The following is a 16748-nucleotide window of genomic DNA, read 5'->3' on the forward strand; positions in this document are numbered from 1 at the left end:
CACCGGAGACCACGATGACCACCAGCCCGGAGCGGCGTTACGCGGACCGCGTCGAGGAGTTCGCGGACCGCCATCCCTTCCTCGTCGACCTGGCGCTGGTCGCGGTGCTGATGGGCTCCGCGACGCTGGGCGCCTCGCTCACGTTGCCCGGCGCCGAGCCGCCCACCCAGGACAACACCGCCGTCGTCCTCCTGAGCGTCTCCTGTCTCGCCCTGCTCAAGCACCGCACGCACCCGCGCCTCGTGGTCGCCGTGAACGCGGTCTGCGCCACGGTCGTGATCGGCATGGGCTATCTGCTCACCCCCCTGCTGCTGGCCCCTGTCATGGCGTCGCTCTACTGGCTGGCCACCCTCGCCGAGCGGCGGACCCTCCGCGGCTACGGCGGCATCACCATGGTGGCGTTGATGATCGCGGCGGCGGTCTCCGACTCCATGAACCACGTGTCGCTGCTGCTCCGCACGATCGGCCCGTTCTTCTGGCTGCTGCTGCCGCTGGCGGCCGGCACCATGACCCGGCTGCGGCGGGCCTATCTCGAGGCCACGCAGGCCCGCGCCGAGCACGCCGAACGCACCCGGGAGGAGGAGGCGCGGCTCCGGGTCACCGAGGAACGCATGCGGATCGCCCGGGAGTTGCACGACGTCGTCGCCCACCATATGGCCCTCGCCAACGCCCAGGCCGGTACCGCCGAGCACCTCGCGCTGGTCAACCCGCCGCAGACCAAGCAGATCCTCCACGACCTCACCGGCACGACCTCGTCCGCGCTGCGTGAGCTGAAGGCCACGCTGGGTCTGCTGCGGCAGACCGACGACGAGGGCTCCGCACCGCCGGAACCGGCCCCCGGCCTCGCGAGGCTGCCCGAACTGGTCTCCTCGTGCGCCTCCGCGGGCATCACCGTCACCGTGGCCACGGAGGGGGAGCCGCAGCCCCTGTCGCCGGGCGTGGACCTGACGGCCTTCCGGATCGTGCAGGAGGCGCTCACCAACGTCACCAAGCACGCGGCCACCCAGAACGCGCACGTCCGCTTCGTCTACTCCGGCACCCGTCTCCTCATCACAGTCACCGACGAGGGCCCGCCCACCGTGGCCGTCCCCGAGCCCGTGAAGGGCTTCGGCGTCATGGGCATGCGCGAACGCGCCCACTCCGTCGGCGGCGAACTCCGGGCGGGACCGCGACCCGAGGGCGGCTTCGAGGTGAGCACCGCGTTGCCGTTGCAGCCGTCGGTGAGCGGGGAGGAGACGGTGTGAGGGGCGATGGCTTCGCGGTGGGGCAGGGCCGTCCGGGGTTCACCGTGAGGTTGCCGGGTGCCGGGCCTCGTGCCCGTAGTGTGGGCGACATGGCTGAGGTGGATCTCGACCGGGCGCTGGAGGTCGCGACGGACCTCGCGTCCTGGGCGGCGCGGACCATCCGGCGCCCGCGTGATCCCGGGGCCGAGGTGCGGGAGAAGGACGGCCCCGCGGACATCGTGACCGCCACCGACGAGGCGGTGGAGACGCACACCCGCGAGGTGCTCGGGCGGGCCTTCCCGGACCACGGGATCGTCGGCGAGGAGTACGGCACGACGGAGGGCTCCGCCGGTGCCCCGCACTGGGTGATCGACCCGGTCGACGGCACCACCAACTACGCCCACGGACTGGGCTGGTGCTCCTTCTCGCTGGGCCTGGCCGGCGCCGACGGCACCCCGCTGCTCGGCGTGGTGGCGGACCCGTGGCGCGCCGAGACGTTCACCGCGGTGCGGGGCAGGGGGGCGTATCTGAACGGCACCCGGGTCCACGCGGCCGCCCACACCACCCTCACCGGCCATGTCTTCCTCACCGAGTGGGCGGCGCACGCCCATTGGCCCGGCATGGACACCCTGCTCGCCGAACTCGCCGACCGGCACTGCACGGTGCGCGTGATGGGCTCCACGGCCCTCTCCCTCGCGCAGGTCGCGGCGGGCCGGGCGACCGCGGCCGCGATCGGCTCCTTCCACGCGGTCGACGGACTCCCCGCGCTGCTGATCGCCCAGGAGGCGGGAGCGGTGGCACTGCCCGAACTGCCGTCCCACAACCAGCCGTTGCTGCTCGTTGCGCCCGGCGCCGCCGAGGAGACGGCCGACCTCTGGCGCAGGTCGGGGGCGGCGGCCGGCTGACGGCTGCCTGGATGAGATCTGACCAGGAGATAACCGTCAGTGAGGTATCAAGACGCTGCTCGGAGCACATACTTCAGCAAGCGGGAGGGTCCCGGCGGAACTCTGACGGGGAGCGGCTTGATGGATGCCGACGGTGTGGGTCTTGGCAGGGTCCAGGTACGACTCAAGTGGGACCCGAGCGCCTACGGGGAGCCGGCCCGGCACCTCGACATCGTCGCCGCGACCTACGCGGTGGACGACCCGTACGGGCGGCCGGAGTACCTCGTGCACACCGAGAGCCGCTCGCCGGACGGCACCATCACCATGACCCGGCACAGCGAGACCGGCCTCGGTCTCGGGTTCGTCGAGGTGATGGAGCTGGAGTTCGAGCGCCTGTCGTCCGCCTACGGGCGGGTGGTGGTCGGCGTCGCCATCCACCAGACCGGCGGCCCCCGCACCTTCGGCGACCTCTCCCACGCCGGGGTGCTCGTCGTCGAGGGCTACCGCCGGCTGCTGGCCGACGACTTCGCGGGCGTCGCGGACGCCACGGCCGCGACCATCGCGGAGTTCACCAGGGACGCGTCCGGGGCGTGGCACCTCAGGGAGCTGATCCGGGGGTTCGACAGCAACCCGACGGGATTCATGGCGGAGATGGGGAGCGTACGGGGATGAGGGGGACCGGCCGCGGGCCCGCCCCCCTCACCGCCGTCAGGCGGACGGGTTGACGACCACCTTCGCCGAGTTGTTCCTGGTCTTCGGGTCGAAGGCGAAGGACGCACTGCCGTCGTAGGGACGGACGACGACCCGGCCCTCGGCGTCGGGGACGACCTGGTCGACGCGCAGCCGGAACGGGAAGTCGACCTTCAGGTCGGGCTTGGTCCAGGTCGGCAGGGTGCACACGTAGTGGGGGACGGCCGGGTCGTCGGCGGAGGACCGGGCGGTCCGGCAGGTGCTGGGCACGGATGTGGCGGTGGTGCCCGGCGGGAGGTAGTAGTCGATCGCGGGGACCGGGTCTCCCGAGGCGACGTCGGCGACCCAGGCCGGGCCGCGGTTGACGAAGCGGAAACCGGCGGCGACGGTGTCGCCCTGCGCGCCGCTCACCTCGGTGCCGTGCACGGCGAAGTCGGCGGTGTTGTCGGCGTCGATGTGCCAGGCGCGGCCGTTGTCCGAGGTGTCGAGGTCGGTGACGTCACCGCCCGGCTCGACCTCGTAGTCGAACCGCTCGTACAGCGCGTGGTCGGTGACGGCGAGTCGCAGCGGCTCGGGCAGCTCCACGCCGGCGCCGGGTGCGACGTCGGTGTCGAAGGAGCAGGTCACGTACGTCATGGCCGGGTACTGGGCGTCGGCGTCGTCCGGGCCGGTGTAGGTGCACTGCGGGTAGCGGGTGGTGACGTCGAGGCCGTACGTCGCCCACAGCTTCACCGTGAAGCCGTGGGCGGTCTCGTTGCCGGTGTTGGTGACGGAGAACGGCACGGTGAGGTCGGTGCCGGGCGCGACGCCGGTGACGTCCTGCGGGGCGCTGACGCCGAGGTCGGGACCGGAGCCGACAGTGACGAAGGTCTCAGCGGAGTGCTCCGGGGCGGTCAGTGTGCCGTCGGGGCCGCCGGTGGCGGTGGCGGAGTACTCGATCGCGCCCTGCGCGCCCACGGCGGCGCCGGCCACGGCCCGCACCTTCAGCTGCACCTGCGGGCTGTAGCGGGTCGGCACGTCACCGGTGTCGCACACGGCGACGGTACCGGCGTCGTCCGGCACGCAGGTGCCGGGCCAGGCGATCTCGGCGACCCCGGCAAGCCCGGAGGCATCGACGGTCAGCCGCCCGTCGGTCACGGTGAAGTCGCTGTTGTAGTGCTGAAGCCCGAGCGCCATCGACCGGTACTGCGCCGCACCGCCGTCCGCGGGCGCGACGACGACCGCCTGCTCGTACGGCGCCTGGATGTCCAGCCCGTCGCTCTGCGCCGTGTCGTCGGCGAACGCGACCCCACTCCCGAGCCCGGCGACGACCAGCGCCCCCACGACCCCGGCACACGCCCCGCGACGCATCACACGTCCGACGGAGACAGAACTCATGACATACCCCACATGGGACGGAAGGACCCCGGCACGGTGATCCGGCACCGGGCGCGAGTTGGACGACACGGCTGGGGCGAAAGTTGTAGGTGGGGCGGGGTTCTTACCGACTTCTTGATCCGTGGGGCCTGCGGCCGTCTCCGTGACGCGTCCGCGGTCCGTATCCGGTCCGTGTTCGAATCGGGACCTGGACAGACGGAGCGGACGGGGCCGCCGTAGGCGCATACTGAGGAAGATGACAAAGCCTGCTGCACCGAAGCGTCATTTGCCCACCAGTCCCTTCAAAGCCCCGGTCGCCCCCGCGCCCAAGCACTTCGCCGTCGGCGACCAGGTCACCCACGACATGTACGGCCTCGGCCGGGTTATCGGCGTCGAGGACGGAATCGCGGTGCTCGTGGATTTCGGCTCGTCGCAGATGCGGATCCTGAGCCCGTACTCCAAGATGACCAAGCTGTAGGAGAAAGGACCCTCTCTCATCGACCTGACCTCGCTGTTCTCCGCTCCGGAAGGGCAGCCCCAGCACACCCCCGTGGCTCTGCCGCCTCCCACCACGAACCCGTTCCAGGCCCCGGACTTCGGGGAGGACGAGGACGAGGACTTCCCGCGACCCGAGGCGGCCTAGCCCGTAGTCGTTGCCGTTCGGGGTACGGATCACCGAGTGGACGTCCTTCCGGGTCGGGCCGTGTCCCTGGCTCGCGCCGCACGCGTCGGCCAGGGGCCCGCACTTTGGGTTGTCGGTTTCTTTGTCATGTACACGTCATTTCACTCACCACACAGCCCACGCCCAGAGAGGCATGCGAGCGTGATTTCCGGTTAGGCGCACCGGGATTACTCGATTCAGCGGGCAGGTGAGAAGAGATCTCTTTCATGGCGAAGGCACCGGACTCGACGGCCGCGGCGGAAGAGGAGCAGGAAGGAGTGGATACGGCGGTCGGCGTCCGTAGACCCCCAGCCCCGGTCGCACCCCGTGCGAGCCGGGGTTTTCCGTCGGCGGTGTCCCGCACCGGCCGGGTGAGCGGACTGGACGGACTGCGCACCCTCGCGGTCGCGGTGGTCGTCGTCCACCACGTGGAGCCCGACGTGCTGCCGGGCGGCGCGGTCGCCGTGGATGTCTTCTTCACCATCAGCGGCTTCGTCATCACCCGCCTGCTGCTCGCCGAGTACGTCCGCCGCGGCGGCATCTCCCTCATGTCCTTCTACCGGCGCCGCTGGCTGCGGCTCGTCCCCGCGCTGCTGGCCCTGTGCGCGGTCTGCGCGCTGCTGGCGTCGACGACCTCCCTGTGGGGCTTCAAAGGCTCGCTCCAGGCCGCAGGCCTGTCGGCCGCCTTCCTCACCAACGTCGTACGGGCCATGGAGTCCGGCCCCTACTCCGACCTCACCAGCCCGCTCGCGCACACCTGGTCGCTGGGCGTGGAGGAGCAGTTCTACCTGCTGTGGCCGCTCGTTCTGCTCTTTGTCCTACGACGGTTCCGGGCCCGTACGGTCCTGCTGTGCACGGCGGCCCTGTGCGTGCTGCCACTGCTGTGGCGCTGCGTCCTGTGGAACCCGGAAGCGGCCCACCGCATCTACAACGGCACCGACACCCGCGCCGACCAGCTGCTGGCCGGCGCCCTGGTCGCCGTGGCCCTGGCACGCCTACGGTCCGACGACCCCCGCCTGACCCTCCTGCGCACCTGGTCCGGCCGCCTCGCGTGGCCGGCGCTCGCCCTGCTGGGACTGGTCGTCTGGCAGATACCGGTGACGGAGGACCTCGGCATCTGGACGGCCGCGTGGTACACGGTCGGCTTCCTCGCGGTCGCGGCCCTGTCCGCCACCCTGGTCACGGCGCTCGAACTACGCCCCGAGGCCCGCATGTCCCGCCTGCTGGCCCTGACCCCGCTGGCCTGGGTGGGCCGCAACCTGAGCTACGGCATCTACCTCTGGCACTACCCGGCCGTACGGCTCCTGGCCTCCCTCGGTGTGAAGGAGGGGCGGCTGGCGGCGACCGTGGTGCTGACGCTGCTGATGGCGCTGCTGTCGTACTACGCCATCGAGAAGCCGTTCCTGCGCAGGGCGCGGGTGGGGAGGGTGCCGACGCCGGCGCCGGCCCTGGCGGTGACGTAGGGCACCGTTTCCTACACTCGCGGGATGAACAACAACACGTGCACCCACTGCGGCACCGTCGGTCTGATGGACGGCTTCATCGAGGACGCCGGCGAGCACTCGCGCGGGTACGCGCGTTGGATCGAAGGTGCGTTGGAGCGGGGAATCTTCGGGGGCGCCAAGCGGATGGGGCGCCCCCGGCGGCAGATAGTGGCGTTCCGCTGCCCCAAGTGCGGACACCTCGAACTGTTCGCCACGGACGAGGTGTAGCCGGTCCTTGTCAGGTGCTTCAGCTTGTTTCTTGCGAGGAACCCCGGGCGTTCACGCCCGGTAGGAATCGCATCCTGGGCCAGACGGCGCGGAGCGCCGCAGCGCCATGATGTCTGCCCGGCTGCGGAGCGGCCGGGTCTGTGCTTCGGCCAAGGGGCGGGCACACGACTGTGTGTGTCACTCGTTCAGGTGGTCCACTTCGAACGTGCGGTGAGCTGTCGTGCGGGTGTGTACGTTCGGTGCTTGTGAAGCTGGTGGTGCAGGTGAAGCTGCTGCCGACGTCCGAGCAGGCGGCGGCACTGGAGGTAACCCTGCACGCCTGCAACGAGGCCGCCTCCTGGGTGAGCAAGGTGGCCTTCGAGCGCGGTGAGTTCAAGAACTTCGCCCTGCGCCGACACGCCTACGACACCGTCAAGTCCCGCTGGGCCTTGGGCGCCCAGGCAGCCCAGCACGTCATCAAGAAGACGTGCGACGCGTACACCACACTGAAAGTGAACCTGAAGGCCGGAAACCTCGGCAAGCCCGGCTCCAAGCGCTACCGCCGGGCGGCCGAGAAGCCAATCTCCTTCCGCCCGCAGGGCGCGCAGCCCTACGACGACCGCATGCTGTCCTGGCAGATCCCCGGCCGCACGGTGTCGATCTGGACCACCGGCGGGCGGGCCAAGAACGTGGCGTTCACCGCCTCTGCGGAGCAGCTGGCCACCCTGGCCCGGTACCGCAAAGGCGAGTCCGACCTGCTGGAGCGGGACGGCATGTGGTTCCTGAACGCCACCTGCGAGGTCCCCGAAGCACCGCAGAACATCGATCCGGTGGACTTTCTCGGGATCGATCTGGGCATCGTGAACATCGCCACCACCTCCGACGGCGAGATCATGGCCGGACGGGAACTCAACCGCATCCGCGCACGGGAACGCGCGCTGCGCACCAAGCTGCAGAAGAAGAACACCCCGTCCGCCAAGCGGCGGCTGAGGAAGCGCCGCCGCAAGGAGGCGCGGCGGGCGCGGGACATCAACCACAAGATCGCGAAACATGTGGTGGCCGAGGCTGGGGGCACCTCCCACGCCCTTAAGGCAGTGGGGGAGCACCGGTCGCGGAATCGCCCTGGAAGACCTCACGGGCATCCGCGAGCGGGTACGGCTTCGCAAGCCCCAACGGGCCACCCACTCCAGCTGGTCCTTCGCCCAGCTCGGCAGTTTCATCGCGTACAAGGCCCGCAAGGCCGGGGTGCCGGTGATGCACGTCGACCCGGCGTACACCTCCCGCACCTGCGCCGAATGCGGCCACATCGACAGGGCGAACCGGGTCTCGCAGGCCTGGTTCGCGTGCCGGAACTGCGGATTCGTTGATCACGCAGACCGCAACAGCTCCCGCAACATCCGCGCCAGAGCGTGGGAGTTGTGGCGACGCGGGGCCCAGTCAACGGCCCCCGCCCCACCACCCGACCACATGCACCGGGGTGGGACTGGACGCAAACGCAGCATCACCGCCAGTGATGCCCGTTGTGCAAGCCCGTCGCTTTAGCGACGGGTAGTTGACTTGAAGGGAACGGCGTCCGTGGGGTCGGTGTGCCAGTTGGTGACGACCGGCTCGTCGACGGTGATGGTGCCGACCCGCAGGGACACCGGGTCGGGGTCGTCGTCACCGACGGCGACGATGATGCTGTCCAGCTCCTTGCCGCCGTCGGTGCCGGTGGTCTTCGGATTCACCCCGGCGTAGGCGGCGGTGCTCCCGCTCAGCTTGATCTGCTCGCCGACGGACTGCTCCGCGGGACCCGCCTGGGTGCCGTCGGATCCGAACGCCACGGTCGGCAGCGCGGCGGGCAGGTAACAGGTGATCCCCGGCTTCGCCTTCGCGACGACCAGGATGTATCCACCGGCCTGGCTCTCGGACCTGGTGCTCCAGGAGATGTCGTTGGCCCCACAGCCCTGCTCGACGGGCACGCGCTTGCCGTCACCGGTGTCGACGCCGGAGCCCGCTCCGTCCTCGGAGCCCTTGCCGGAGCCGGTGCCGGATCCCTTGCTCGTGCCGGTGTTCGTCGCGTCGGAGCCCTGGCCGCTGCCCCCGGTCGACGAGCCGGACGGGGTGGCCGCGGTGGCGACCTTGTTGCCGGACGAAGAACCCTGCGAGGCGTCGGCATCCGTGGCCGCGCCCGCGCTCTGGCACGCCGTCATCAACATGGCTCCACCCGCGAGAGCGCCGGACACGAGGAAGGCCTTGCGACGGTTGCCGGACATGAAATCCCCCTGGGAATCGGTCAGTTGAGGCCGAATCGGTTTCGGCTTCTCGATGCTCGATCACTATGAGGGGACCGCAAGCCGAAGGGATCCCGGAGACATCGTTTGCGGACAGCGTTGTCACAGGCTGGTGACATGATCACGAAGGCGCACGAAGGACCAGGCACACGCGTATCTGCCGACGTGGAACAGGGCCCCACTCAGACAGCCACCGACGCCTCCGTCCCCGAGTCGCTCCCCCGGCCTTCCCGCCACCAGGACGCCCCCCACGCCAACACCGCTCCCCCCACCGCGTACGCCCCCAGCACCCACAGCGCCGAACTCGTCGCATGCCCGGAGAAGTACACCGTGTTGCGGACCAGCGTCGTCCCCGCCCCCGGCGGCAGTGCCTGGCCGATCGCGCTCCAGAAGGCGGGGAGCAGGGGGGCCGGGTAGACGCCGCCCGAGCTCGGGTTGCCGAGGACCACGAACAACAGGACGACCAGTCCCGTGCCCAGCAGCCCCAACAGGGTCTGCAATCCCAGCGCCGTCGCCGCCGAGGCCATGACCGTGAGAGCTCCGATCGCGCTCAGTGCCCAGAAGTGGCCGCCCAGCGCGTCGAACACCGGCCCCACGATCACCGCTCCGGCCACGCCCGACACCACCGCGTACGGGATCAGGACCGCGAGGCGGATCAGGGTGCGCGGGCGGTTCGCCGGGCGGGAGCCGGACGCCATGCCCATGATCGTCGCGGTGAGGTAGCCGCCGATCACCCAGCCCAGAACCAGGTAGAAGGACGTCATGCCGCGACCGTCACCGGAGTTGGGGGAGCGGATGTCCGTCACCGTGATCCGGCGTTTCTCCGACGCCTCGATCTTCTGGGCGATCTGGGTCGCCGTCTGGGAGACCGACGGGCCGCCCGCCGAGGCGACGAGCAGGGTGTCGTCGGTGCCCGTCGCGTTGAAGAGGAAGGCCGCGTCCGTACGGCGGGTCAGGACCCACTCGCGGGCAACAGCCGTACTGGAAGCCGCAGTCGCCTTCACCGGGTGGCCGTCCAGGGCGTTCAGCTGGGCGACGATCTTCGCGGACGCCTGTTGGGGGGCCACCACGACCACGGGGATCCGCTGTGGGGTGGGGGAGTGGAAGGCGCCTACGTACGAGACGACGAAGGCCAGTTGGACCAGCAGGCCGCCGAGCACCAGGCCGAAGGCCCTGAGTGTCACGGCGTCCTTGAACTCCGCCGCGAAACCAGGGAACTTGGGGGCCGGCGCCGTGGGAGGTCCGCCTGAGGAAGGGCTGGAGGGTGCGTTCACGGGCGCATCGTCGCACAGGCGGGTGAACTCACCGTTCCGTTTGCCGTCCGTGCACATCGGGCAACCTAATCGGCCGGTAACCTCAACTCCGCCCAGATCGTCTTCCCCGTGGCGGTCTGCCGGCTCCCCCACCGCTCCGCCATCTGCGCGACCAGCAGCAGCCCCCGCCCACCCTCGTCGAACACCCTCGCCCGCCGCAGATGCGGAGCCGTACTGCTGCCGTCGGACACCTCGCAGATCAGCGCCGTGTCCCGGATCAGCCGTAGGACGACCGGGTCGTCGCCGTAGCGGACGGCGTTGGTGACCAGCTCGCTGACGATCAGTTCCGTCGCGAAGGCCGCATCGTCCAGCCCCCACGCCGTCACCTGCTCGCTCGCCGACTTCCGTGCCCGCGCCACCGCCGCCGGGTCGCGCGGGAGCTCCCAGGTGCGGACCCTCGCCGTGTCCAGGGCCGACGTGCGGGCCAGCATCAGCACGATGTCGTCGGCGGGGCGGGCCGGCAGAACCGTCCGCAGGACCCGGTCGCAGGTCTCCTCCAGGGGGCCCGCCTTGTCGGCGAGCGCCCCGCGCAGCAGGCTCAGGCCGACCTCGATGTCACGGTCCGCCGCCTCGACCAGGCCGTCGGTGTAGAGGGCGAGCAGGCTGCCCTCCGCCAGTTCCACCTCGACGGACTCGAACGGCAGACCGCCCAGGCCCAGCGGGGGCCCGGTCGGGAGGTTCAGGAAGCGGACCTCGCCGTCGGGGGTGACCACGGCCGGTGGCGGATGGCCGGCGCGGGCCATCGTGCAGCGGCGGGAAACCGGGTCGTAGACCGCGTACAGGCAGGTGGCCCCCACCTCGCCCGGCGCCGGGGCCCCCGCCCGCCCGCCGGTCTGCGGCCCTTCCTCCCGGTCGAGCCTGACGACCAGGTCGTCGAGCTGGGTGAGGAGTTCGTCGGGGGCGAGGTCCACGTCCGCGAGGGTCCGTACGGCCGTCCGCAGGCGGCCCATCGTCGCCGAGGCGTGGATGCCGTGGCCCACCACGTCGCCCACGACCAGGGCGACCCGGGCGCCGGACAGCGGGATGACGTCGAACCAGTCCCCGCCGACGTCCGCGCCGGAGCCCGCCGGGAGATAGCGGTACGCCACCTGCATGGCCGCCAGGTCCGGCGGGCGGTCGGGGAGGAGGCTGCGCTGGAGGGTGAGCGCGGTGCGGCGTTCGTGGGTGTAGCGGCGGGCGTTGTCCACGCTCACCGCCGCCCGCGCGACGATCTCCTCCGCGAGCAGCAGGTCGTCCTTGCTGAAGGACTCCGCCGTACGGTGCCGCAGGAAGTGCACCAGGCCCAGGGTGACCCCACGAGCGCGTAGCGGCACCATCATCACCGAGTGGATCATGTGCCTGGTCACGGCCTCGGCACGGCCCCGGGAGGACTCGATCCACCTCCGCATCCCGGGGTCCCCGGCCGCCGTCAGGGTGCCGCGGCCGGCGACCAGGGCCCGTATGGGGGGCGTGTCCACCGGGTAGAACGTCGTCGCGCCGGTCGGGACCACCGACTCGGGGCAGCCGTCGAGGACCGACCGCTGGGCCGTACGGCGTAGGGTGACCGGCCGGTTCGGCGGCACCGGTTCCGGTTCCTCGCCGAGCGCCACCGACTCCAGCAGGTCCACGGTGACGAAGTCCGCGAAGCCCGTCACCGCCACCTCGGCCAGTTCGTCGGCGGTCCGGGTCACGTCCAGGGTGCTGCCGATGCGGAGGCTGGCGTCGTTGAGGATGGCGAGGCGACGGCGGGCCCAGTACTGCTCCGTGGTGTCGAAGACGGCCGCGGACAGGCCCCGCACCGCCCCGCTCTCGTCCTTCAGCGGCGAGAGGAACATCGACCAGGCGTGGTCGCGGACCTCGCCGGGGGCCTGTCCGAAGTTCTCGTGGAAGACCGGCTCGCCGGTGCGCAGGACCTGCCGCTGGAGGCGGTCGTACTCGTCGAAGGGCGGGTTCGGCTCTATCTCCCACAGGGTCAGACCGCGCATCTCGGCCACACTGCGGCCCATCATCTGGGTCATGACCTCGTTGGCCGACACCAGCCGGGCCTCACGGTCGTAGACCGCCACCGGCACGGGCAGCTGCGCGAGCGTGAGGTCCCACAGGGCCTCCGCGTCCGGTTCGACGGGCCCGGCCACCCGCTCCGGGGCGGCGGCGGTCACCAGCCACGGCCGCGCGCCGTCGCCGTCCTCGAGCGGTGTCCCCTTTAGCCGTACGACGACACGGCCGCCGTCCCGGTGCCGCAGCGCCACCTCGGTGGCCCAGCGTCGGCCCCCGGCCACATGACGCCGCGCGGACTCGGGCAGGTCGGCCGCGAGCAGTCCGGCCGCGGGACGTCCTACGACCTCCTCGGCCACGTATCCGAGCAGCTGCCGCGCCCCGGCGCTCCACACCGTGACCGTCCCGCCCGCGTCGACGACGACCGCCAGGTCCTCGGGTACGCGTTCGTCCACGGTGCCTCCGGGTGTGCCGCCCCTGCTGTCCATGCCCCCAGCGTCCCGCCGCGCAGCTCCCCGCTCAAGCGATGACAGAAGGCACGCGAGGGCAGGAGGCACACGGCGGCTCTGCCGTGCGGAGCCGCAGTCTTGCACGGGGTGGCGGGGCTGCGAAACGGGACGGGGTGATCTCGGCACACGGAGTGCGCCGGTCCAGGCCTGCCGGTCGGCGAGCGGGAGGCGGCGCGCGCCGTCCTCGCCCCCTTGGTTGTGCAGCCCGGCTGTTGACCGTTGCGTGTGTGGGGCCGGGTGTGTGGCCGCGAACCGGACGGGGGGCTGGGATGCGCGGCCACGGGCCGGGTCGTACTCCTGCCACGGCAGGCTCCGCGGCTACGGCCGTGGTGACCGGCGGGTCAGCCCAGCGGGGTGTCGGCCCAGGGGAGGGACGCCGACGGGTCGTTGAAGGCCTCCGGGCGGGGCGGCTGGACCTCGTGGCAGGTGAAGCCGAGCCGGGTCAGGGCCCTGCTCACCTCGTTGGCGGTGAAGTCGCGGCGGTCCTGACGGGTGATCACCTGGCCGACCTGCTTGACCGGGTAGACGTGGCGGCCGACGGTCACACACGTGCCGGTGGCGGGTTCGGGCTGGACGCCCTCCATCGACCTCTCGACCTCGCTCATGGTCAGGTCGAAGGGAAAACGTGCGATGACGATGCGCATGGTGCCTCCACGGGGAGCGGTCGGGATGTGAGGGTGAGAACGGCCAGGGTGCGGCCCTGTTCGTCTCCTTCTCGACGGGGACGCCGGTGGCGCGGCCACCGGTCCCCGTCCGTGGGTCGTACGGCTATCGGCTGGTGGGGGTGGAGCGGCGGCGGCCACGCGCGGGCCGGCTGCTACGGCTCCGCCCGGGGGCCCCGGAGCGCTTGGGCGGCTCGGCGGCGGCCGGGACGGGGAGGGTGACGGGCACGCCGGAGGGGGTGCGGGCGCCGGTGATGCGGTTCAGCTCGGCCTCGCCCGGGCGGACCCGGGTGGTCTGCGCGGTGACGCCGGCGTCGGACATCAGACGGTCCACCGCGCGCCGCTGGTGCGGCAGGACCAGGGTGACGACGGTGCCGGACTCGCCGGCGCGTGCCGTACGGCCGCCGCGGTGCAGGTAGTCCTTGTGGTCGCCGGGCGGGTCGAAGTTGACGACGAGGTCGACGTCGTCGACGTGGATCCCGCGGGCCGCGACGTTGGTGGCCACCAGGACCGTCACCTGGCCGTCCTTGAACTGGCCGAGGGTCCGGGTGCGCTGCGGCTGGGACTTGCCGCCGTGCAGCGCCGAGGCCCGCACACCCACCGACAGCAGGTGCTTGGCCAGCCGCTCCGCCGCGTGCTTGGTGTCCAGGAACATGATCACGCGGCCGTCGCGGGCGGCGATCTCGGTGGCGGTGGCGTGCTTGTCGTCGTCACGGACGTGCAGGAGATGGTGCTCCATGGTGGTGACGGTGCCCGAGGAGGGATCGACCGAGTGGACCACCGGATCGTGCAGATAGCGGCGCACCAGCAGGTCGATGTTGCGGTCGAGCGTGGCCGAGAACAGCATCCGCTGGCCGTCGGGACGGACCTGGTCGAGCAGGTAGGTGACCTGAGGCATGAAGCCCATGTCGGTCATCTGGTCGGCCTCGTCCAGGACGGTCATCGTCACCTGGCTCAGGCTGCAGTCGCCGCGCTCGATGAGGTCCTTGAGCCTGCCGGGGGTCGCGACGAGGAGCTCGGCGCCGGCCCGCAGCGCGGACGCCTGCCGGCCGATCGACATGCCGCCGACGACGGTCGCCGCGCGCAGGCGCAGCGCCCGCGCGTAAGGCGTGAGCGCGTCGGTGACCTGCTGGGCCAGTTCGCGGGTCGGTACGAGGACCAGGGCGAGCGGATGCCGGGGCTCGGCACGCCGGCCGTCCAGGCGGGCGAGCAGCGGCAGACCGAAGGCGAGCGTCTTGCCCGAGCCGGTGCGGCCACGGCCCAGGACGTCACGGCCGGCCAGGGAGTTGGGCAGGGTCGCCGCCTGGATGGGGAAGGGCGTGGTCACACCCTCGGCGCGGAGCGCGGCCTGCAGACGCTCGGGCAGGTCGAGGTCGGTGAACTCCTCCACCGCGGGCAGCGCCTCGGTGAGGGTGGTGGGGAGGGTGAACTCACCGCCGGGTGCGGCGGCCGGACGCGAGCGCTGGTGGCTCGCTCCACGGGAGGAGCGGAAACGGGACGTGTTGTTCCCGTTGTTCCCGGTGCGACGGGTGCGGTTCATGGGAGGGGAACCTTCCTCGATGCGTGCGGCACGTGTCGAGGAATTCCTCCGGGGCGCGGCGAAACCGCACGAGAATTCGCAAGAAAGAGCCGGGGAGAAACGAAGAAATCAGATTCTTCGGGACAATGGGACAGGGCCCGCACCCCAAGAGTGCGGGCCCCAGCCGTGAAGATACGCGTCAGCGTCAGGCGGGAACGATGTTCTCGGCCTGCGGGCCCTTCTGGCCCTGCGTGACGTCGAAGGTAACCTTCTGGCCTTCCTGAAGCTCGCGGAAGCCGGAGGTGGCGATGTTCGAGTAGTGCGCGAACACGTCGGCGCCGCCGCCGTCCTGCTCGATGAAGCCGAAGCCCTTTTCCGCGTTGAACCACTTCACGGTGCCAGATGCCATATTGAATCTCCCTAGGGGGCAGTGCCGGGACCCGCACTGTACGGACCCCGAGTCGCCGCGATGGACTCCCCTCCGGAAGACCGGAAAGACGCCGGGGAACTTCATAGAAATTCTCCGGAAACCAAAACTGCAACTTTTATCACGGTAACACACGGTAGGTGGGCGGATCTACATCGGCCCGAATTCTGGTGGCGCCCGGGCTGAAAACTTCGCCGCGCCCCGCACGTGATTCTGTTGCGGCCGCGACAGTTATTCGTTCGGCCGCCGACGCACCTCCTCGTTCAGACGGAGGGCCTCGGCGAGCCGGTCCTCCAGAGTGATGATGCGGCAGGCCGCCTCGACGGGGGTGCCCTGGTCGACGAGTTCACGGGCCCGGGCGGCGATACGCAACTGGCCCTTGGAGTACCGGCGGTGACCGCCCTCCGAGCGCAGCGGCGTGATCAGTTCCGCCTCGCCGACGGCCCGGAGGAAGGCGGGGGTGATGCCGAGGATCTCGGCGGCCCGCCCCATCGTGTAGGCGGGGTAGTCGTCGTCATCGAGATGGTCGACGGGAGAGGTCTCGGCGGGCATGGCACCTTCGTTTCGGGGGCGCGTCCAGGGGCCCGGCGGGCTCGGCACCGATGCGGTCCCCAGGTGGTCACAACCCTAACGGCGGCATGCATGCATATGTGACGCGGCTAAGGCAGACTTTTGCGGCCTGCTGAAGATCCCAGGAGGCGGCTCCGAGACGTGACGTGATCCACAACGCATCTTTCGGCGGCTGCTCGCGGGTGCCTCCGTGTCCACCGGTGCCACCGGTGCCCCCTGCGCCCGCCGGGTGCCCCGTCCCCGTGCCCGCCCGGATCGCCGCCCCCAGGGCCTCCGGCCGGTCGGCAACCGGGGCCGACGACCCGCACGTACGCCCTCGCCGGTCTGCTCAGGCTGGGTACGGCGTGGTCTCGCGGGCTGAGCGCAGGGCGCCTGCCCACCAGGACAGTTGCTCCAGGAGGGTCTTGGCGTATCCGGCGGCCTCGGGGTCGACGGGGCGGCCGTCCTGCCAGGCGGTGAAGTAGTTGGGGAAGGCGAGACCGTCGCGGACGGTCACCGCGTGCAGTTCGGTCAGGACGTTCTCCAGGTGGAGCACGGCGTGCCGGCCGCCCGCCGCGCCGCCGTAGCTGACGAAGGCGACGGGCTTGGCCGTCCACTGGGTGAAGTGCCAGTCGATCGCGGCCTTCAGGGACGCGGGGTAACTGTGGTTGTACTCCGGCGTGACCACGATGAACGCGTCGGCGTCCTCCAGAGCCGCCGTCAGCGACTCCATCCCGGCCGGCCGCGGGTAGTCGTCCCCGGCGTACTTCGGTGACACCGCGGGCAGTGACAACGGCACGTCGATCCCGGCCAGATCGACGACCTCCACCTCGAAACCCCCGTGCGCCGCGGCCTGTTCGGCCACCCATGAGGCCACGACCGGTCCGAACCGTCCCTCCCGGACGCTTCCGACGATGACCACCAGCTTGTGCTTGTCGTTTTCCATGTCCACCACGATCGGATCCCGCCGAGGCCGCAGCCAGACCGGGTGCAGGCTGGCCCCCGCAGGGCCACCCT

At 71.0% G+C, this 16748-nt stretch carries 15 protein-coding genes and 1 pseudogene; 7 read left to right on the forward strand and 9 right to left on the reverse strand.

What is annotated here, in order from left to right:
- Window positions 1-14: 14 nt before the first annotated feature.
- The 3 genes from QF027_RS25355 to QF027_RS25365 all read left to right on the forward strand — a co-directional run bounded on the left by QF027_RS25355 (window position 15) and on the right by QF027_RS25365 (window position 2779).
- Window positions 15-1244 (forward strand): sensor histidine kinase, encoded by a 1230-nt coding sequence (locus QF027_RS25355; RefSeq protein ID WP_306978700.1) that lies wholly within the window; start codon window positions 15-17, stop codon window positions 1242-1244.
- A gap of 89 nt (window positions 1245-1333) precedes the next feature.
- Entirely contained in the window at window positions 1334-2128 is a 795-nt protein-coding gene (locus tag QF027_RS25360) for an inositol monophosphatase family protein (protein WP_306978699.1), read from the forward strand.
- Window positions 2129-2248: 120 nt separating this feature from the next.
- Window positions 2249-2779: a TerD family protein gene (locus tag QF027_RS25365; RefSeq protein WP_306978698.1), complete on the forward strand. Its 531-nt coding sequence runs from the start codon at window positions 2249-2251 to the stop codon at window positions 2777-2779.
- Window positions 2780-2815: 36 nt separating this feature from the next.
- Here QF027_RS25365 and QF027_RS25370 read toward each other — a convergent pair whose 3' ends face one another.
- A complete protein-coding gene (locus QF027_RS25370) occupies window positions 2816-4174 on the reverse strand; it encodes a hypothetical protein (protein ID WP_307077229.1) in 1359 nt (452 codons plus the stop codon).
- Window positions 4175-4409: 235 nt separating this feature from the next.
- Between QF027_RS25370 and QF027_RS25375 the strand changes: the two genes are divergently transcribed.
- From QF027_RS25375 to QF027_RS25390, 4 genes and pseudogenes are all read left to right on the forward strand, one after another.
- A complete protein-coding gene (locus QF027_RS25375; protein WP_037706913.1) occupies window positions 4410-4631 on the forward strand; it encodes a hypothetical protein in 222 nt (73 codons plus the stop codon).
- 410 nt (window positions 4632-5041) lie between these two features.
- Window positions 5042-6277, forward strand: a complete 1236-nt coding sequence (locus QF027_RS25380) for an acyltransferase family protein (protein WP_306978696.1) — start codon at window positions 5042-5044, stop codon at window positions 6275-6277.
- Between the two features lie 24 nt (window positions 6278-6301).
- Entirely contained in the window at window positions 6302-6526 is a 225-nt protein-coding gene (locus tag QF027_RS25385) for a hypothetical protein (protein WP_306978695.1), read from the forward strand.
- 245 nt (window positions 6527-6771) lie between these two features.
- Window positions 6772-8047, forward strand: a pseudogene (locus QF027_RS25390) (RNA-guided endonuclease InsQ/TnpB family protein).
- On the opposite strand, the gene QF027_RS25395 reads toward QF027_RS25390, so the two are convergent.
- From QF027_RS25395 to QF027_RS25430, 8 genes are all read right to left on the reverse strand, one after another.
- On the reverse strand, window positions 8044-8760 hold the full coding sequence (locus QF027_RS25395) for a DUF4232 domain-containing protein (RefSeq protein WP_307077232.1): 717 nt from the start codon (window positions 8758-8760) through the stop codon (window positions 8044-8046). The pseudogene QF027_RS25390 and the gene QF027_RS25395 sit on opposite strands and share 4 nt — an antisense overlap.
- Window positions 8761-8960: 200 nt before the next feature.
- A complete protein-coding gene (locus QF027_RS25400) occupies window positions 8961-10052 on the reverse strand; it encodes a DUF3533 domain-containing protein (RefSeq protein WP_307077235.1) in 1092 nt (363 codons plus the stop codon).
- Window positions 10053-10117: 65 nt separating this feature from the next.
- Window positions 10118-12553: a SpoIIE family protein phosphatase gene (locus QF027_RS25405; RefSeq protein ID WP_306978692.1), complete on the reverse strand. Its 2436-nt coding sequence runs from the start codon at window positions 12551-12553 to the stop codon at window positions 10118-10120.
- Window positions 12554-12915: 362 nt separating this feature from the next.
- Entirely contained in the window at window positions 12916-13218 is a 303-nt protein-coding gene (locus QF027_RS25410) for an SCO5918 family protein (RefSeq protein WP_069759392.1), read from the reverse strand.
- 124 nt (window positions 13219-13342) lie between these two features.
- Window positions 13343-14776, reverse strand: coding sequence for a DEAD/DEAH box helicase (locus QF027_RS25415; RefSeq protein ID WP_306978691.1), 1434 nt, complete (start codon window positions 14774-14776; stop codon window positions 13343-13345).
- Between the two features lie 184 nt (window positions 14777-14960).
- On the reverse strand, window positions 14961-15164 hold the full coding sequence (locus tag QF027_RS25420) for a cold-shock protein (RefSeq protein ID WP_007383480.1): 204 nt from the start codon (window positions 15162-15164) through the stop codon (window positions 14961-14963).
- A 249-nt stretch (window positions 15165-15413) separates the two neighbouring features.
- Complete coding sequence (locus QF027_RS25425; RefSeq protein WP_307077237.1) at window positions 15414-15734, reverse strand: MerR family transcriptional regulator; 321 nt, start codon at window positions 15732-15734, stop codon at window positions 15414-15416.
- A 346-nt stretch (window positions 15735-16080) separates the two neighbouring features.
- Entirely contained in the window at window positions 16081-16677 is a 597-nt protein-coding gene (locus tag QF027_RS25430) for an NADPH-dependent FMN reductase (protein WP_306978687.1), read from the reverse strand.
- Window positions 16678-16748: the final 71 nt, after the last annotated feature.

This window comes from Streptomyces canus (assembly GCF_030816965.1).
GTDB lineage: Bacteria > Actinomycetota > Actinomycetes > Streptomycetales > Streptomycetaceae > Streptomyces > Streptomyces canus_E.